We start from the raw sequence: 16474 nt of genomic DNA, 5'->3' as shown, positions 1-16474 counted from the left end.
CGTACGCTGACTCAGCGTACGCCGTGTCGCCCTGGCGCACAGGCGAATCCGCAGGCCACCGTGGGTGCATGACGCCACCCCCCACTCGCCAAGGGTCCATCACCGTACGTGTGTTCACGCAGCGCTTCAGCTCCACCCCGCTCGGCGCGCGCCTCGCCCGGCAGCTCACGCTCCATCAGCTCGACGGCTGGGGGATCTCGCACGGCACGCGGCTGTCGGACGCGGCCGCTCTCATCGTGGCCGAGCTCGCCGCGAACGCCGCCACGCACGGGCGCGTGCCGGGTAGGGACTTCGAGTTGCGGCTCACGCTGACCGGTGGCGTACTCCGCATCGAGGTGTCGGACACGCGGGGCGAGCGGCAGCCGCCGCGCCCCGGGGAGCTGACCGTGCCGCCGTCCGTGGTCGAGACCGGGCGGGGGCTGCTCCTCGTGGAGGCGCTCGCCGACCGGTGGCAGGTGCTGGACCGCGTACCGGTCGGGAAAACGGTCCGGGCCGAACTGGACCTGCCTCGCGTCGCGTCTCATTCCTGATGCAAGGCGTCCCGCGCCGCGTCGACGAAGTCCGTGAGGGCGGCCCAGAACGGGCGGTAGGAGGCCTCGAAGCGGCGTACTGCCTCGGGGTGGTCGGGGTGGTCGTCGGAGCGGATGTCCCGCAGGGCACGGTGGAACGGGCCGGTCGCGTTCTGCAGGGCGTTCGCCGCCGTGGCCGCGGCGGGCGGTCCTTCCAGCTCGACGACGCGCACGCGCCGGCGCAGCTTCCCGTACGCCTCGAGCTCCCGCTCGACCAGCGCATCGAGGGCGGCGGGCCGGTGCTCGGCGTGGGCGGTCCGCTGGGCGGCCGATATCTCCCAGTACACCTCGACCGTCTGGTGGGCGTGTTCGATCAGATCGAGATACGCCGTGCGCCTGCTCTCGCGCCGCCGCTCCGACTGCTGGGCCCGTGCCGCGGTGTCCGCCTGGATCCGGGCGGCCCGGGTGTTGCCCCGGCTGGTGACCCAGCTGGCCACTACGGCGGTGCCGCCGGTGAGGGCGGCGATCCAGAACGTGCTGTCGGCCACGGTGCGAAGCTCCCCGGTTCGTCATGTCAGGCGGGCGGTCACTATCGCCCGATCGTAGGAAGATTAGGAAGATACGGAAGACGGAACGGTTCGGCGGTGCGGCGCGGGAGATACGTTCCGGGGCATGAGCGCATCCGGACTGCGGCCGGTCGTCACGGAGTTGAGGCTGTCGGCCTTCAAGACGCACTGCCGCGCGGCCTTTCCCCTGGGGCCGCTGACCTTGATCGCCGGGCCCAGCGGAAGCGGCAAGTCCGGCGTGTTGGAGGCGTACGCGGCGCTCGCGCGCCTGGCGGGCGGCCAGCGGTTGGAGCAGGTCTTCCACGATCCCGCCGGGTACATCCCGCGGCGCGCCCGGCCGGACGGGCAGGGCCGGCGCGGCTTCCGGATCGGCTGCACGGTGGACGGCCCGGTCGGGCCGGTGCGGCTGGATGTGGCCGTGCAGGCGGAGCCCGAGCTGCGGATCGTGGGCGAGCGGATGACGGGCGCGGGGGAGACCCTGCTGGAGACGGCGCTGCGCGACCCGGGGCGGCGCCGGGTGCAGGCCGCCTGGCACACGGCGGGGGCGGTCGCGGTCACCCGGGCCCCGCTGCCCGACGACCGGCTGGCGACCGCGCTGCTGCCGCTGCGGGTGGCGGGCAAGACCGAGGGGCAGCGGCTCGCGCTGGCCGCCGCCGAGCAGGTCGTCGTCGCGCTGCGGTCCGTCTTCGTCTGCGACCCGCGGCCGGAGCGGATGCGGGCGCCGACGCCACCGCGGGACGGGCGGCTGCGCGGCGGCTGCGAGAACCTGGCCGCGGTGCTGCGGCGCACCAGCCGGGAGTGCGGCACCCGGCATGCGGCGCTGGTCGCGGCGGTGCGGGCGGGGTGCGCCGGACCGGTGGAGGACCTGTTCACGGAGGGGCCGGCGGGCGGGGTGGTGCGGGCCCTGCTGGGGCAGGGGGAGCTGGGGGCGATGCCCGTCGAGCGGCTGGGGGACGGCGAGCTGCGCTATATCGCGCTCGCGCTGGTGCTGCTCACCGGGCCGGGGGTGCTGGAGATGGACCCGGCGGCGGATGTGATCTCGGCGCGGCAGGCGCTGACGGTGCTGGCCGACGGGTTCGACCGGTGCCTGGACCGGCGGCAGGCGCGGGCGCTGCTGCGGGTCGCGGCGCGGATGTGCGCACGGGGGCACATCCGGCTGGTGGGGACGGTGGCGGAACTGCCGGTTGCGGAGTTGCCGGGTGCGGAGGAGGCCGCTGGGGCGACAGTGGTACACCTGGGGTGTGAGCGAGGCACGAGAGTACCGACAGCCCGATGAATCGCGGTCCGGGGACCGGGACGTGCGGGCGCTGCAGCGCCGGCTGGCCGCGTTCGCCGCGGCGCGCGACTGGCAACCGTACCACACGCCCAAGAACCTGGCCACGGCGCTGAGCGTCGAGGCGTCGGAGCTGGTGGAGATCTTCCAGTGGCTGACGCCTGAGGAGTCGGCGCGGGTGATGGAGGAGGCGGGGAGCGCGGCCCGGGTCGAGGACGAGGTCGCCGATGTGTTGGCGTATCTGCTCCAGTTCTGCGAGGTGTTGGGGATCGACGCGCTGGCGGCTCTCGCGGCCAAGATCGACCGCAATGAGGTCCGTTTCCCGGCCACCAGGCGTTAGGGATCTTCGTTTCGTCACTCTCTGTAGTGATGAAGTTATCCACAACGTAACTGTTGTCAACAGATTCCTGAATTCCCCTAGCTTTTCGGCCTGTTAGTCATCACTCTGGGTAGTGGAGGAGTGACGGGTGTGGGAAGTCCGTTTGAGAGGGGATCGGGGCATGGAAGCGATGCGGCTGATCGATGTCACGCGGCACGCCCTGGCGCAGGCCGGGACCGTGCATGACATCGTGGCCGAGGCCTGGCAGATACAGGCGCTCGCGGAGGCGATCGGTGGCCACTTCGTGGTGAGCGGCCCGGCGGCGGCGCGTGCGGAGGCGCGCGGCCTGTGCGAGGCGGGAAGCAGGGCGCGCGGCGCCCTGTTCCGCCCCGCGCTGCACCACCCCGCCTTGCACAGCGGGGGCTTACGGGCCGCCCAGCTGTCCGAGGTGCGGGATCCGAGGGAGGTGCTGCCGGCCCTCGGCGATCTGCTCGCCGAGGCGGGCTTCGCGCTGGTCGGCGTCGCCTCCAACACGGATGAGGAGGCGCTGTACTGGCAGTGCGTCGAGGCGATCGACGCGGCGGACGAGGCGAGGGACCGGGTGCACGGGATGCTCAGGCACCTCACGGTGCTGGAGTGGGGTGGCGCGGCATGACAGTGCAGGATGGGATCCATGGATCTGCGAATCTTCACCGAGCCCCAGCAGGGGGCGAGCTACGACACCCTGCTCTCCGTCGCCAAGGCCACCGAGGATCTCGGCTTCGATGCCTTTTTCCGCTCCGACCATTACATGAAGATGGGGGACGTCGACGGGCTGCCCGGCCCCACCGACGCGTGGATCACCCTGGCCGGGATCGCCCGCGAGACCCGGCGGATCCGGCTCGGCACCCTGATGACGGCCGCGACCTTCCGGCTGCCGGGCGTGCTCGCGATCCAGGTCGCGCAGGTGGACCAGATGTCCGGTGGCCGCGTGGAGCTGGGCCTGGGCGCGGGCTGGTACGAGGAGGAGCACCGGGCGTACGGCATCCCCTTCCCGGCGGAGAAGTTCGCCAGGCTGGAGGAGCAGCTGGCCATCGTCACCGGTCTGTGGCGCACACCCGTCGGCGAGACCTTCGGATACGAGGGGACGCACTACCAGCTCGCCGACTCGCCCGCGCTGCCCAAGCCCGCGCAGGACCGGGTGCCCGTGCTGATCGGCGGCCACGGCAAGGCCCGCACCCCCCGCCTCGCCGCGCAGTACGCGGACGAGTTCAACATGCCGTTCGCCTCGGCGGAGGACAGTGAGCGGCAGTTCGAGCGGGTGCGGGCGGCGGCCGAGGCCGCGGGCCGCAAGGGCGACGACCTGGTGTACTCCAACGCGCTGGTGGTCTGCGTGGGCAGGGACGACGCCGAGGTCGCCCGGCGGGCCGACGCCATCGGACGCAAGGTGGACGAGCTGAAGGAGAACGGTCTGGCGGGCTCGCCGGCCGAGGTCGTCGACAAGATCGGCCAGTATGCCCAGGCCGGCTCGTCCCGGATGTATCTCCAGATCCTGGACCTCGACGACCTCGACCACCTGGAGCTGATTTCCTCCCAGGTCCAGGCCCAGCTGGGCTGAACCGCCCGCCGCAAGGAGCACCCGTGATGTCTGCCCGCCGTACGCCACTGGCCGCTGCCCTGGAGCGGGGGCCGCTCGTCCTCGACGGCGGGCTGTCCAATCAGCTGGAGGCGCAGGGCTGCGATCTCTCCGACGAGCTGTGGTCGGCCCGGCTGCTGGCCGATGACCCGCGGCAGATCGAGGAGGCCCACGCGGCGTATGCGCGGGCTGGCGCACGGGTGCTGATCACCAGCAGCTATCAGGCGACGTACGAGGGCTTCGCCCGCCGGGGCGTGGCGGAGAAGGAGGCCACGGCGCTGCTGGAGCGCAGCGTGGAGCTGGCGCGCCGGGCGGCCGAGGGCGCGGGCGGCACCGCGGACCGGCCGGTGTGGGTGGCCGCTTCCGTCGGTCCGTACGGGGCGATGCTGGCGGACGGCAGCGAGTACCGCGGGCGCTATGGGCTGAGCATCGGCGAGCTGGAGCGGTTCCACCGCCCGCGGATCGAGGCGCTGGCCGCGGCCGGGCCCGATGTGCTCGCGCTGGAGACGGTGCCGGACGCCGACGAGGCCGAGGCGCTGCTGCGGGCGGTCGAGGGCTGTGGGGTGCCGGTGTGGCTGTCGTACAGCATCGCGGGAGAGCACACCCGGGCCGGGCAGCCGCTGCGCGAGGCGTTCGCCCTGGCGGCGGGGAACGACCAGGTGCTGGCCGTGGGCGTCAACTGCTGTGAGCCCGGCGACGCCGACCGGGCGGTGGAGATCGCCGCCGGGACCACGGGCAAGCCGGTGGTCGTCTATCCGAACAGCGGCGAGGAGTGGGACGCCGAGGCCCGTGGCTGGCGCGGACGGGCGACGTTCGACCCGGCGCGGGTGAAGGCGTGGCGCGACGGGGGCGCGCGGCTCATCGGCGGCTGCTGCCGGGTGGGGCCGGAGCGGATCGCGGAGCTGGCGGCCGTGATGACCGACGAGCGGAAGTGAGACGAGGAGGGGTGGAGATGCGGTCCTAAATGATTAGAAGCGCGGCGGTGGTGCGGCGATACTCGGACGGGTGTTCTTGACGATAACCACCACCGGCACCGCCGAGCGCCCCGCGACCGACCTCGGGTTCCTGCTGCACAAGCATCCCGACAAGGCGCAGCGGTTCTCGACCTCCCACGGCACGGCGCACGTCTTCTACCCCGAGGCGGACGTCGAGCGCTGCACGGCGGCGCTGCTGCTGGAGGTGGATCCGGTGGCGCTGGTGCGCCGGGGCCGGGGCAAGGGCCGGGGCGGCGCCCCGGACGCGGCCCTCGGGAATTACGTCAACGACCGCCCGTACGCCGCCTCCTCACTGCTCTCCGTCGCCCTCAGCAGCGTGTTCTCCAGCGCCCTCAAGGGCCGCTGCAAGGCGCGGCCCGAGCTGCCGGAGCGGGCGATGCCGCTGCGGATCGAGGTGCCCGCCCTCCCCGCGCGCGGCGGCGCCGAGCTGGTGGTGCGGCTCTTCGAGCCGCTGGGCTGGGCGGTGACCGCCGAGCCGGTCCCGCTGGACGAGCGGTTCCCGCAGTGGGGCGACTCGCGTTACGTACGGCTGGTGCTGGAGGGCGAGCTGCGGCTGGCCGACGCGTTGCGCCATCTGTATGTGCTGCTGCCGGTGCTCGACGACGCCAAGCACTACTGGGTGGCCCCGGACGAGGTGGACAAGCTGATCGACTCCGGCGAGGGCTGGCTCGAGCACCACCCCGAGCAGCGGCTCATCACCAGCCGCTATCTGGCCCGCCGCTGGTCGCTCACGCGTAGCGCCCTGGAGCGGCTGGAGCTGGTGCGGCTCGCGGAGGTGGACGACACGGAGGTGGAGGAGATCGACAACGCGGTTGACGAGCGGTCCGACACCGAGGAGAAACCGGTGCCGCTGGCCGTGCGGCGGCGCGAGGCGATCCTCGACGCGCTGCGCTCGGCCGACGCCGCCCGGGTGCTCGACCTGGGCTGTGGGCAGGGGCAGTTGGTGGGCGCGCTGCTCAAGGACGCGCGGTTCACCGAGATCGTCGGTGTCGATGTGTCGATGCGCGCGCTGAACGAGGCGGCCCGGCGGCTGCGCCTGGACCGGATGAGCGAGCGCCGTTCGGCGCGCGTGAAGCTGATGCAGGGGTCGCTGGCGTACACCGACAGCCGCCTGCGCGGGTATGACGCGGCGGTGCTCAGCGAGGTGGTCGAGCATCTGGACCCGCCGCGGCTGCCCGCCCTGGAGTACGCGGTGTTCGGCGCCGCCCGGCCCCGTACGGTCGTGGTGACCACGCCGAACGTGGAGTACAACGTGCGCTGGGAGACCCTGCCCGCCGGGCAGGTACGCCACCCCGACCACCGCTTCGAGTGGACCCGGGAGGAGTTCCAGGGCTGGGCGCGGGCGGTCGCGGAACGCCATGGGTACGCGGTGGAGTTCCGGCCCGTAGGCCCCGACGACCCCGAGGTCGGCCCGCCGACGCAGCTCGCGCTGTTCCGCCTCGGCACCGAAACCGACACGGAAGGCACCACTGAGACCAGCGCTACTGAGACCAGCGCTACTGAGACCAGCGCTACCGAGACCGGCGCTACTGAGACCAGCGCTACTGAGACCGGCACCACGATCGCGAAGGAGACGGCCGCATGACTTCCGCCACGCGCGGCCTCGCCGTGCCCGACCTGTCCCTCGTGGTCCTCGTCGGCACCACCGGCTCCGGCAAGTCCACCTTCGCCCGGCGCCACTTCCTGCCCACCCAGATCATCTCCTCCGACGTCTGCCGCGGGCTGGTCGCCGACGACGAGAACGACCAGAGCGCCACCCCCGACGCCTTCGACCTGCTCCACTACATCGCGGGCAAGCGGCTCGCCGCCGGGCGGCTCACCGTCGTCGACGCGACCAACGTCCAGCCCCAGGCCCGCCGCAGCCTGATCGAGCTCGCCCGCGAGCACGACGTGCTGCCGGTCGCCATCGTCCTCGACGTGCCGGAGAGCGTCTGCGCGCGGCGCAACGCCGAGCGCCCCGACCGGGCGGACCTGCCCGCCCATGTCATCCCGCGCCAGCGCCGCGAGCTGCGCCGGTCGCTGAAGTCCCTGGAGCGCGAGGGCTTCCGCAAGGTGCACATCCTGCGCGGCGAGGAGGAGGTCGAGGCCGCCGGGATCGTCACCGAGCGCCGCTACAACGACCTGCGTCATCTGACCGGCCCGTTCGACATCATCGGCGATGTCCACGGCTGCCGCTCGGAGCTGGAGACCCTCCTCGGCGGGCTCGGCTACGCGCTGCGTCGCGACCCCCTCGGCCGCCCCGTCGACGCCACACACCCCGAGGGCCGCACGGCCGTCTTCGTCGGCGACCTCGTCGACCGCGGGCCCGACAGCCCCGGTGTCCTGCGCCTGGTCATGGGCATGGTCGCCTCGGGCGCGGCGCTGTGCGTGCCCGGCAACCACGAGAACAAGCTCGGCCGCTACCTCAAGGGCCGCGGCGTCCAGCACACCCACGGCCTGGCCGAGACCATCGAGCAGCTGGAGAAGGAAGACGCCACCGACCCGGCCTTCCGCGACCGGGTGCGGGACTTCATCGCCTCGCTCGTCAGCCACTACGTGCTGGACGGCGGCGCGCTGGTGGTCTGCCACGCCGGGCTGCCCGAGAAGTACCACGGCCGCACCTCCGGCCGGGTCCGCTCGCACGCGCTGTACGGCGACACGACCGGCGAGACCGACGAGTTCGGGCTGCCCGTGCGCTACCCGTGGGCCGAGGACTACCGAGGTCGGGCCGCGGTGGTCTACGGCCACACCCCCACCCCTCGGGCGTCCTGGCTGAACAACACCATCTGCCTGGACACCGGTTGTGTCTTCGGCGGCCGGATGACCGCCCTGCGCTGGCCCGAGCGCGAGCTGGTGGACGTCCCCGCCGAGCAGGTCTGGTACGAGCCTGCCAAGCCCCTGACGACCGAGGGCCCGGGCGGCGCCGACGGCCGCCCGCTGGACCTGAAGGACGTGCACGGCCGCCGCGTCGTCGAGACCCGGCACATGGGCCGTATCGCGGTGAAGGAGGAGAACGCGGCGGCCGCGCTGGAGGTCATGAGCCGCTTCGCCATCGACCCGAAGCTGCTCGCCTACCTCCCGCCGACCATGGCCCCCTGCGCGACGTCCAAAGAAGAGGGCTACCTGGAACACCCGGCGGAGGCGTTCGCCGCCTACCGGGCGGACGGGGTGCGTCAGGTCGTGTGCGAGGAGAAGCACATGGGCTCGCGCGCGGTGGTGCTGGTCTGCCGCGACGAGGAGGCCACGAGCGAGCGCTTCGGCGCTCCGGAGGGCGTGTCCGGCGCGCTGTACACGCGCACGGGCAGGCCGTTCTTCGACGACCCGCGGATGACCGAGCGCATCCTGCACCGGCTGCGCGGCACCATCGCCGGCGAGGGCCTGTGGGAGGAGCTGGACACCGACTGGCTGCTGCTCGACGCCGAGCTGATGCCATGGTCGCTGAAGGCGGAGGGGCTGCTGCGCAACCAGTACGCGGCCGTGGGCGCGGCCTCGGGCGCCGTGTTCCCCGGGGCGCTCGCGGCCCTTGAGTCGGCCGCCGCGCGCGGTGTGGAGGTGACCGCCCTGCTCGGCAAGCAGCGGGAACGTGCCGTGGACGCGGCCGCCTTCACCGAGGCGTATCGGCGCTACTGCTGGCCGGTCGGGGATCCCAAGCAGGGCTGGCCGGGCGAGCGGCAGGAGACCGGCAGGCGCCGCACGGTGGGGGCGCGCGGCACGGACGGCCTGGACGGCATCCGGCTGGCGCCGTTCCAGATCCTGGCGGTGCGCGGCCGCAGCCTCGCCGCCCTCCCGCACGACCAGCAGCTCGCGCTGATCGACCGGCTCATCGAGCGGGAGGAGCTGGACACGTACGCGAACAACTCCCTCTGCGCCTTCACCCCGAAGTATGTGAACCGGCTGCTCGCACCCACCCGCCGGCTGGTCGTCGACACCGAGGACGAGGCGTCGGTCGCCGAGGGCGTGCGGTGGTGGCTGGAGCTGACGGAGGCGGGCGGCGAGGGCATGGTGGTCAAGCCGCTGGAGGGGCTGGTGCGCAAGGGGGACGGCCGGCTCGTCCAGCCGGGCGTCAAGTGCCGTGGCCGTGAGTACCTCCGGATCATCTACGGCCCGGAGTACACCCGCCCGGAGAACCTGGACCGGCTGCGGGAGCGCCACCTGGGCCACAAGCGCTCGCTCGCGCTGCGCGAGTACGCGCTCGGTCTCGAGGCGCTGGACCGGCTGGCGGACGGGGAGCCGCTGTGGCGGGTCCACGAGGCGGTGTTCGGCGTGCTGGCCCTGGAGTCGGAGCCGGTGGACCCCCGGTTGTAGCGAGCATCGGGGTGTCGGGTCAGGCCCGCGGGGCCACGGCCGGGCGGCGGGCGCGGAAGGCGCGGCGGTAGTCGTGCGGCGGCACGCCCACCGCCCGGGTGAAGTGGCGCCGCAGGTTCGCCGCCGTGCCGAGCCCGCACAGCTCCGCCACCCGGTCCACCGGCAGGTCCCCGCCCTCCAGCAGCTCGCGGGCGCGCGCGATCCGCTGGGCCTGTAGCCAGCGCAGCGGCGTCGTGCCGGTGGCGGCGTGGAAGCGGCGGGCCAGGGTGCGCGGGCTGGTGTGGGCGCGCCGGGCCAGGTCGGCGACGGTCAGCGGGGTGTGCAGGCGCTCGGCGGCCCAGTGCAGCAGCGGGGCGAGCGAGTCGTCGGCGCGCTCCGGCAGCGGCGCCTCGATGTACTGGGCCTGGCCGCCCGGCCGGTGGGCGGGCGCGACCAGCTGCCGGGCCAGGGTGTTGGCGGCCGCGCTGCCGAAGTCCTCGCGCACGATGTGCAGACACACGTCGATGCACGCGGTCGACCCCGCCCCGGTGAGGACATCGCCGTGGTCCACGTACAGCACGCTCGGGTCGAGCCGCACGGCCGGAAAGCGCTCGGCGAACAGCGCCGCGTACATCCAGTGGGTGGCCGCCGTACGGCCGTCGAGGAGGCCGGTCGCGGCGAGCGTGAACGCGCCCGAGCACAGCGACACGACGCGGGCGCCGCGCCGGTGGGCCTCGCGCAGGGCGTCGATGAGTTCGCCGGGCGGGTCGCCGTGCACATCGGCGGAGGCCGGGACGATCACCGTGTCCGCGGCGACCAGTTCCTCGGCCCCGTACGGTGTGTGCGCCGCGAACCAGGAGCGGGTGGCGACCGGGCCGCTGTCCGGACCGATCGCGCAGACCCGCAAGTCGTACCAGTCGTCGGGGAGTTCGGGCCGGTCGGTGCCGAACACATGGCAGGGCACGGCCAGATCGAAGATCGGCATGCCCGCGGTGACGGCGACGGCTATCGATGGCATGGCAGAAATGTAGCGGGTACTGTCACTCTTGCCACTCGTGAGCCCGTGCCGCGTCGCCGATGCTGGATGGGCATGACGACCCCTTCCACAAAGGCCCAGGGGAGCGGTGTGCCCACCGACGCCACCTCCCCGGGCCCCGGCCGCCGCCGCTGGCTGATCCTCGCCGTGGCGTCCGCGGCCCAATTCCTCGCCGTACTCGACCTGAGCGCGGTCAATATCGCCTTCCCCGCGATCGGCGCGGACTTCCGGTCGGCCTCCGCCGCCGAGCTTTCCTGGGTCCTGAACGCCTACACCATCGTGCTCGCGGCGCTGCTGGTCCCGGCGGGCAGGCTCGCCGACGAGACGGGCAGGCGCCGTTCCTTCCTGGTGGGCATGGCTCTGTTCGGGGTGGCTTCGCTCGGCTGCGGGGCCGCCCCTGACCTGGGCTGGCTCATCGCGGCACGGGTGGCGCAGGGTGTGGCGGCGGCGGTCGTGGTGCCCACCTCCCTCTCGCTGGCGCTGCCCGCCTTCGCGCCGCGCGAGCGGGCCACGGCCGTGGGGGTGTGGACCGCGGTCAGCGCGGTGGCGGCGAGTTCGGGGCCGGTGGTGGGCGGACTGCTCGCGGCCTCCGACTGGCGGTGGATCTTCCTGATCAACGTCCCGGTGGCGCTGGCGGCGGTAGCGGCGGGCGTACGGCTCCTGCCGCGTACCGAGCCCGTACGTACCGAGCCCGCACACGCCGAGCCTGTACGTACCGAGCCTGTACGTGCGGACGATCCGCCCGCGCAGGGCGTGCCGGTCCAGGGCCCACGCGCGAAAGGCTCCCGCGCCCGTCGGCTCGACCCGCTCGGCACCCTGCTGGTGCTCCTGGCCACCGGCTCCCTGACCACCGCGTGCGTCGAGGCGCCGGACTGGGGATACGCCGCGCCCGCCACCCTCGCCTTCCTGACCGCGGGCATCGTGACCGCCGCGCTCTGTGCGGTCCACGTGCGGCGGCACCCGGACCCGGTGGTCGATCCGGCGCTGTTCCGCACGCGCGGGTTCACCACCGCCACCCTCGGCCTGCTCAGCTACTTCCTCGCCTACTCGGCGATACTGCTCGCCGCGACCTGGCTGTTCACCGGCGTCTGGGGCTACTCGACGCGCCGTGCGGGCCTGGCCGTCGCCCCGTGGCCGCTGACCGTGCTGGTCGTCTCGATGCTGTCGGGGCGCATCGTCCGGGCGCTGGGGGAGCGGCGCGGCGCCGTGCTGGGTGCCGCCGCCTTCACCGCGGCGCCGGTGTGGTGGCTGGTGGCGGCGGGCCCGTCGGGGGACGGGGCGCACTACGCGGCCGGCTTTCTGCCCGGGCTGGTGCTCGCCGGGATCGGCACCGGCCTGTACCAGCCGGTGATGTTCGCGGCGGCCGGTCTGCTGCCCGCCCGGCGGCTGTCCCTGGGCTCGGGCGTGCTGATGATGTCGCGGCAGGGCGGCACCGCGCTGGGCGTCGCGGCCCTGGTGGTGGTCACCGGCGGTGCCCGGCAGCCGGACCTGGGGGCGCTGCGCGCGGGCTGGGTCTTCGCGGCGGTGACCGCCGCGGGCGCGGTGCTCGCGGGCGCGGCGTTCCGTACCGCGAAGGACCGGGCGGCGAGGCGCCATTGACGTGCCTGTGACATGTGCCTAGCGTGCTGTCGCCCATGTCTCGGTCGCAGGGTTCTCGCCGGACTGTCTCAGGACCGTTCGCGGGGTTCCGCACCACCCGCCCGCCGTGCTTATAACTGAAACAGCCCCGATTACCGGAACAGCGAGGTGTTCGCCGCGAACCGGACGACGAACACGCCGAGCGGGGAGGGCGGATGAGTCTCTTTGAAGGCGGCAGGCCCTTCCTTGCCGCACTCCCCGCACAGGACCGGCGCGCGCTGCTCGCGCTCGGCAGGCACCGGACGTACGAGCCCTCCCAGGTCGTGCTGCGCGAGCACGACCGCACGACCTTCGTCGTCGCCATCACCTCTGGCTGGGCCACCGTCTCGGTGGAGACCGAGCGCGGTGTCCGCCTGATACTGGCCCTGCGCGGCGCGGGCGAGGTGGTCGGCGACCAGGCCGCCGTCGACTACGGCTCGCGCAGCGCCACGGTCACCGCGCTCGGCCAACTGGAGGCGGTCGTCGTCTCCGGCGACCGCTTCCGCGCGTATCTGGCTGCCCGTCCCGCCGCCACCGTCCTGATCATGCGCCAGCTCAGCTCCCGGCTGCGCAGCTCCGACGGCGAACGGCGCTCCCTGGCCTCCGAGAAGGTGCTGCAGCGCCTGGCCGCCCGCCTCGTCGAACTCGCCGAACGCACCGGACGCCCGGAAGCCGACGGCGGCATCTCCGTGGATCTGCCGCTGCCACAGCACGACATCGCCGCCGCCGTGGGCTCGACCCGGGAAGCGGTCGCCAAGGCGCTGCGCCTGCTGCGCGACCAGGGCGTGGTACGGACCGCCTCGCGCCGCTTCGTGGTCGTGGACGCCGGACTGCTGCGCCTGCTGGCCGAGGGGCGCGCGACGGGGTGACCGGCCGGGGCCGGCGCGCGAGTGAGCGCCCGCGCGTGCGCCCCCGGGCCACGCGGCGGAGCCGCATATCGATACTCCGCCGACTGTGTAAACGGCTACAGCCGCCCGAGCTCCGGGCCGCGACTCTGAAGAAGGCACAGGGAGCGGGACCGTGTGCGACGGGGGTGCACGCGGCCCAGCGCCCGGCACCGGAGAAGGGCGGCGGAGCGGAGCACGGGGGCAGAGCCCCGCCGCCCACTTCGGCCAGGCCGTACGACACCGGCATGACAGCCCGTATGACGCTATGGAGCAGCCCCCGAGCCGCGAGACACGAACGGCACCAGTCATGAAGGACGGCGGGGCGATGAGCGGACCGGAAGCCACCCACTCGGACAGCCGGACGCGGCAGACCGCTCCGTATGAGGAGCGGACCGGCACGCGCCTGGACAACCCCATGGACAGCATGGGCGGCATGGACAGCCCGCTGGGCACCGTGGGCGAGGCGGGCGGCGCCCGGGCGGCCCGCGAGGCATGCGCGAATCTGCACCCGGACGCACAGCCCCACACCGCCCGCCACGCGGTCGAGGCCGCCCCCGCGAGCCCGCTCCCCGAGGGGCCCGTGGCCCACGACGAGCTCGCCCGGCTGCGCCGGATCCACCGCCGGGGCCCGGGCCACGCCGCCATGCGGGAACACCTGCGCCGCACCCACCTCCTCGCGCTGTGCGGCGAGCCCGGCTCCGGGCGCGGCTGGACCGCCCTCGCGCTCCTGGCCGAGCTGGCCGAGACGACGGGGGGCGGGGTCTGGCGGCTCGGCGCGGCGCCCGGCCCGGGTGCCGGTTCCGGCGCCGAACACCCCGCCCCGGTGGCGGAGAAGACCGCGCGGGGCCACGGCTATCTGCTCGAACTGCCCGCCGAGCCCCCCGCGGAGGCCCTGCTGGAGCGGCTGCGCGCCCACTTCGCCGAGCACGAGGCGTTCTGCGTCGTCCTTGTTTCCGGAGTCTCCGGCGGCGAGGCGGCCGACCGCCTGCTGCGCGGCCGTCGGCACGCCGTACCGTACGAGCCCCCGGCCGCCGCCGACGTGCTCGACGCACACCTGGCCGACCTGCTGGCCGACGAGCCGCCGGACCTCCTCCGCCGGGCCCGCGCGAGTGCCGTGAGCGCCGAGGTGACCGAGGCCCTGGGCCTGGAGGAGCCGCTGCCCGGCGAGGCGGCCCGGCTAGCCGGCCACCTTGCCGAGCACGCCCGGGGCGCGCTGTCCGAGGCGGAACTGCTCGCGCGCTGCCGGTCGTTCGCCCCGCGCCAGGCGCGCGAGTGGTTCGCGGACGCCGGCCGGCCCGGCACGCTGCCCGCCGCGCTGCCCGCGCTGCGCCGGGCGGCGCAGCGCATCGCCCTCGCCGTCTTCAACGGCTCGGCCCACAGCCTCACCGCCGAGGCCGCCGAACTGCTGGCCTGGGAGCTGGCGGTCACCCTCGACCCGCAGTACGCGCCCGGGCGCCCGCCGTTCACCGCGCCCGCCGACGCCCTGCCCACCGCCGCCCGCGCGGTGCCGGGGGAGGGCGTGGAGGATTTGGGCGAGGCGGCCGTGCCGGTCCGTACGGTGTGGTTCCGGGGGCGCGGTCTTGCGCCCGCGGTGCTCTTCGAGGTGTGGGACCACCACCACAACACACGCGGCCCGATGGCGCGCTGGCTGCGCGGGCTGTGCGACGACCCACGGCCCCAGGTGTGGGTGCGGGCCGCCGTCGCCGCGGGCGTGCTCAGCGCCCGCGACTATCTGTACGGCCTCACCGAACTGCTGCTCCCGCTGGCCCGTGGCGACAGCCCGGTGCAGCGCATGGCGGCGGCGACCGCGCTCGCCGAGGCGTCGCGCGACCCCGACGTACGCCCCGCCGTGGCGGGCCTGCTGGCCTGCTGGGCGGCGGGTGGCGACGAACGGGAGCGCGCGACCGCCGCGCTCGCTCACGGCTACGGCCTGGTGGCCGGGTCGGTCGCCGCGTCCCTGGAGGAGCTCGCCCGGATCGCGGACGCGGACGGCGGCTCCACCGCTTCGTACAGCGCGGTGCGGCTGCTGGCCGGGGCGGAGCCAGGGGCCGTACTGACGCGGCTGGCCCACTGGCTGGGCGACACCCGCCGCTCCCGCCGCGACCTCGCGCTGCTGACGGCGCTGCGCGCGGTCGGGACCCGCACCTCGCACCTGTGGGGCCTGCGGGAGGTGCCGGAGCCGGCACCGTACGCCGCCTGGCCGCTGGCCACGGCGCTGCTGGCGGCCCGGCCCGAGTGCCGGGCGCCGCTGGCCGAGCTGCTGCGGGCCGCGCTGACCTGGGCCAGATCGGCCGAGGCGGCCGAGGACGCGCTCGTGGGCTGGATGCGGCGGGCGGCCGGTGACGAGCGGCAGCTGGCGGTGTTGTGCGACTTCCTGCCCCTGCTGGCGCAGGAGGGCCATGAACCGCTCGACGCGCGGGCCGCCGCGCGGATACGGGAGGTGCTGGAAGCGCTGTGAGGAGAACGACGGCGATGGTGGATGAGGCGATGTTGGAAGAGGCAATGCTCGAAGACCGGGCCGAAGACCAGGCGGCAGACCAGGCCGCGGACAAGGCAGGCAAAGCGGACCAGGTGGACCAGGTGGACCAGGTAGACCGGGCAGACCACGCAGACCGGGCAGGCCGGGCGCGCCCGGCGGCTCCGGCCGCCCCGGCCGTTCCGGTGGCGGGCGCGCGGGGACTGCGCGAGGCGCTGCGGCAGGGCGGCGAGGCGTTCCCCGCGGCGCTGCGCGAGGCCGACGACGGTCTGTTGCTGAGCGCGCTCGACGACGGGATGCCCGCCGACCGGGCCACCCGGGTCGTCGTGGAGCTGGTGCGCCGCGCCCCCGAGCGCGGTCCGGAGCTCGCGGACGCGGTCTGCGAGAAGGTGCTGCTGGCCAGGCTCTACCTCGACGCGGGGGAGCGGCCGGGCGCCGACGACCGGCTGCGGGTGCGCAACGCACTGATGCTGTACGACGGCCTGGTCCGCCCCTGCGTACAGCGCGGCGGCATCCCGGAACTGCTGGCGTGCGTGGTGCCCGCGCTGTGGGCCGCGCGGCGCGGCGCGGGCCGCGAGGTGGTGCGCCGCATCGTGGACTCGCGGCAGCCCACGGGCTTCGGCGAGCGGGCCTGGAAGGAGCTGTTCACCAGCGCCGCCGAGGAGTGCCGCGAGCACGAGGCCGCGTCGGCCGCCGCCGCCCGGCAAGGGGCGCGCCGCTGGTGGCCGCGCCGTGGCAGGCCGCGCCGTGGGAGGCCGCGCCGGGAAGGGGACGGCGGCCGGATCGATCTGCAGCCCGGCCAGCTGTGGGTGGCCGTCCTGCTGGGGCTGATCTCCGTGGCCCTGGTCCTGATCGTCGTCCTGGCCGCCCGGTAGCGCGGGCCCACACGGTTCAGGACGCCCGTACGGCCTTCACCTC

14 protein-coding genes are annotated in these 16474 nt (G+C 74.3%); 12 read left to right on the top strand and 2 right to left on the bottom strand.

Translation table 11 applies throughout. The features are described from left to right. Positions 1–68 precede the first annotated feature (68 nt). A complete protein-coding gene (locus ACWY4P_RS14595; protein WP_456210980.1) occupies positions 69–530 on the top strand; it encodes an ATP-binding protein in 462 nt (153 codons plus the stop codon). Here the strand turns inward: ACWY4P_RS14595 and ACWY4P_RS14590 are convergent. Then, complete coding sequence (locus ACWY4P_RS14590) at positions 521–1057, bottom strand: hypothetical protein (RefSeq protein WP_456210979.1); 537 nt, start codon at positions 1055–1057, stop codon at positions 521–523. The two genes, ACWY4P_RS14595 and ACWY4P_RS14590, sit on opposite strands and share 10 nt — an antisense overlap. 124 nt (positions 1058–1181) lie before the next feature. Between ACWY4P_RS14590 and ACWY4P_RS14585 the strand changes: the two genes are divergently transcribed. The 7 genes from ACWY4P_RS14585 (at position 1182) to ACWY4P_RS14555 (ending at position 9561) form a co-directional block, all read left to right on the top strand. Next, on the top strand, positions 1182–2351 hold the full coding sequence (locus ACWY4P_RS14585) for an AAA family ATPase (protein ID WP_456210978.1): 1170 nt from the start codon (positions 1182–1184) through the stop codon (positions 2349–2351). Next, positions 2317–2688 carry a nucleotide pyrophosphohydrolase gene (locus tag ACWY4P_RS14580; protein ID WP_456210977.1) on the top strand — a complete coding sequence of 124 codons (372 nt, stop codon included), beginning with the start codon at positions 2317–2319 and terminating at the stop codon, positions 2686–2688. The genes ACWY4P_RS14585 and ACWY4P_RS14580 overlap by 35 nt, the downstream gene beginning before the upstream one ends. A 160-nt stretch (positions 2689–2848) precedes the next feature. Next, entirely contained in the window at positions 2849–3322 is a 474-nt protein-coding gene (locus tag ACWY4P_RS14575) for a DUF6099 family protein (RefSeq protein WP_456210976.1), read from the top strand. A gap of 18 nt (positions 3323–3340) precedes the next feature. Then, entirely contained in the window at positions 3341–4264 is a 924-nt protein-coding gene (locus ACWY4P_RS14570; protein ID WP_456210975.1) for an LLM class F420-dependent oxidoreductase, read from the top strand. 26 nt (positions 4265–4290) lie between these two features. Further along, positions 4291–5217: a homocysteine S-methyltransferase gene (gene mmuM / locus ACWY4P_RS14565; protein ID WP_456210974.1), complete on the top strand. Its 927-nt coding sequence runs from the start codon at positions 4291–4293 to the stop codon at positions 5215–5217. 70 nt (positions 5218–5287) lie between these two features. Beyond that, entirely contained in the window at positions 5288–6862 is a 1575-nt protein-coding gene (locus ACWY4P_RS14560) for a 3' terminal RNA ribose 2'-O-methyltransferase Hen1 (protein ID WP_456210973.1), read from the top strand. Then, positions 6859–9561, top strand: a complete 2703-nt coding sequence (locus ACWY4P_RS14555; RefSeq protein WP_456210972.1) for a polynucleotide kinase-phosphatase — start codon at positions 6859–6861, stop codon at positions 9559–9561. The genes ACWY4P_RS14560 and ACWY4P_RS14555 overlap by 4 nt, the downstream gene beginning before the upstream one ends. Positions 9562–9580: 19 nt before the next feature. Here the strand turns inward: ACWY4P_RS14555 and ACWY4P_RS14550 are convergent, their stop codons facing one another. After that, the gene (locus ACWY4P_RS14550) at positions 9581–10558 is read right to left on the bottom strand and encodes a GlxA family transcriptional regulator (RefSeq protein ID WP_456210971.1); all 978 of its coding nucleotides are present in this window, start codon (positions 10556–10558) and stop codon (positions 9581–9583) included. Positions 10559–10630: 72 nt separating this feature from the next. Between ACWY4P_RS14550 and ACWY4P_RS14545 the strand changes: the two genes are divergently transcribed. The 4 genes from ACWY4P_RS14545 to ACWY4P_RS14530 all read left to right on the top strand — a co-directional run bounded on the left by ACWY4P_RS14545 (position 10631) and on the right by ACWY4P_RS14530 (position 16431). Continuing rightward, positions 10631–12175 (top strand): MFS transporter, encoded by a 1545-nt coding sequence (locus tag ACWY4P_RS14545; protein WP_456210970.1) that lies wholly within the window; start codon positions 10631–10633, stop codon positions 12173–12175. 194 nt (positions 12176–12369) lie between these two features. After that, a complete protein-coding gene (locus ACWY4P_RS14540; protein ID WP_456210969.1) occupies positions 12370–13062 on the top strand; it encodes a Crp/Fnr family transcriptional regulator in 693 nt (230 codons plus the stop codon). A 343-nt stretch (positions 13063–13405) separates the two neighbouring features. Further along, positions 13406–15538 (top strand): hypothetical protein, encoded by a 2133-nt coding sequence (locus ACWY4P_RS14535; protein WP_456210968.1) that lies wholly within the window; start codon positions 13406–13408, stop codon positions 15536–15538. 14 nt (positions 15539–15552) lie between these two features. Then, positions 15553–16431, top strand: a complete 879-nt coding sequence (locus ACWY4P_RS14530; RefSeq protein ID WP_456210967.1) for a hypothetical protein — start codon at positions 15553–15555, stop codon at positions 16429–16431. Positions 16432–16474: the final 43 nt, after the last annotated feature.

This window comes from Streptomyces sp. LZ34 (assembly GCF_053890475.1).
Note: the sequence above shows the minus strand (reverse complement) of the source record. Positions and strands in the feature narration are given on the sequence as shown.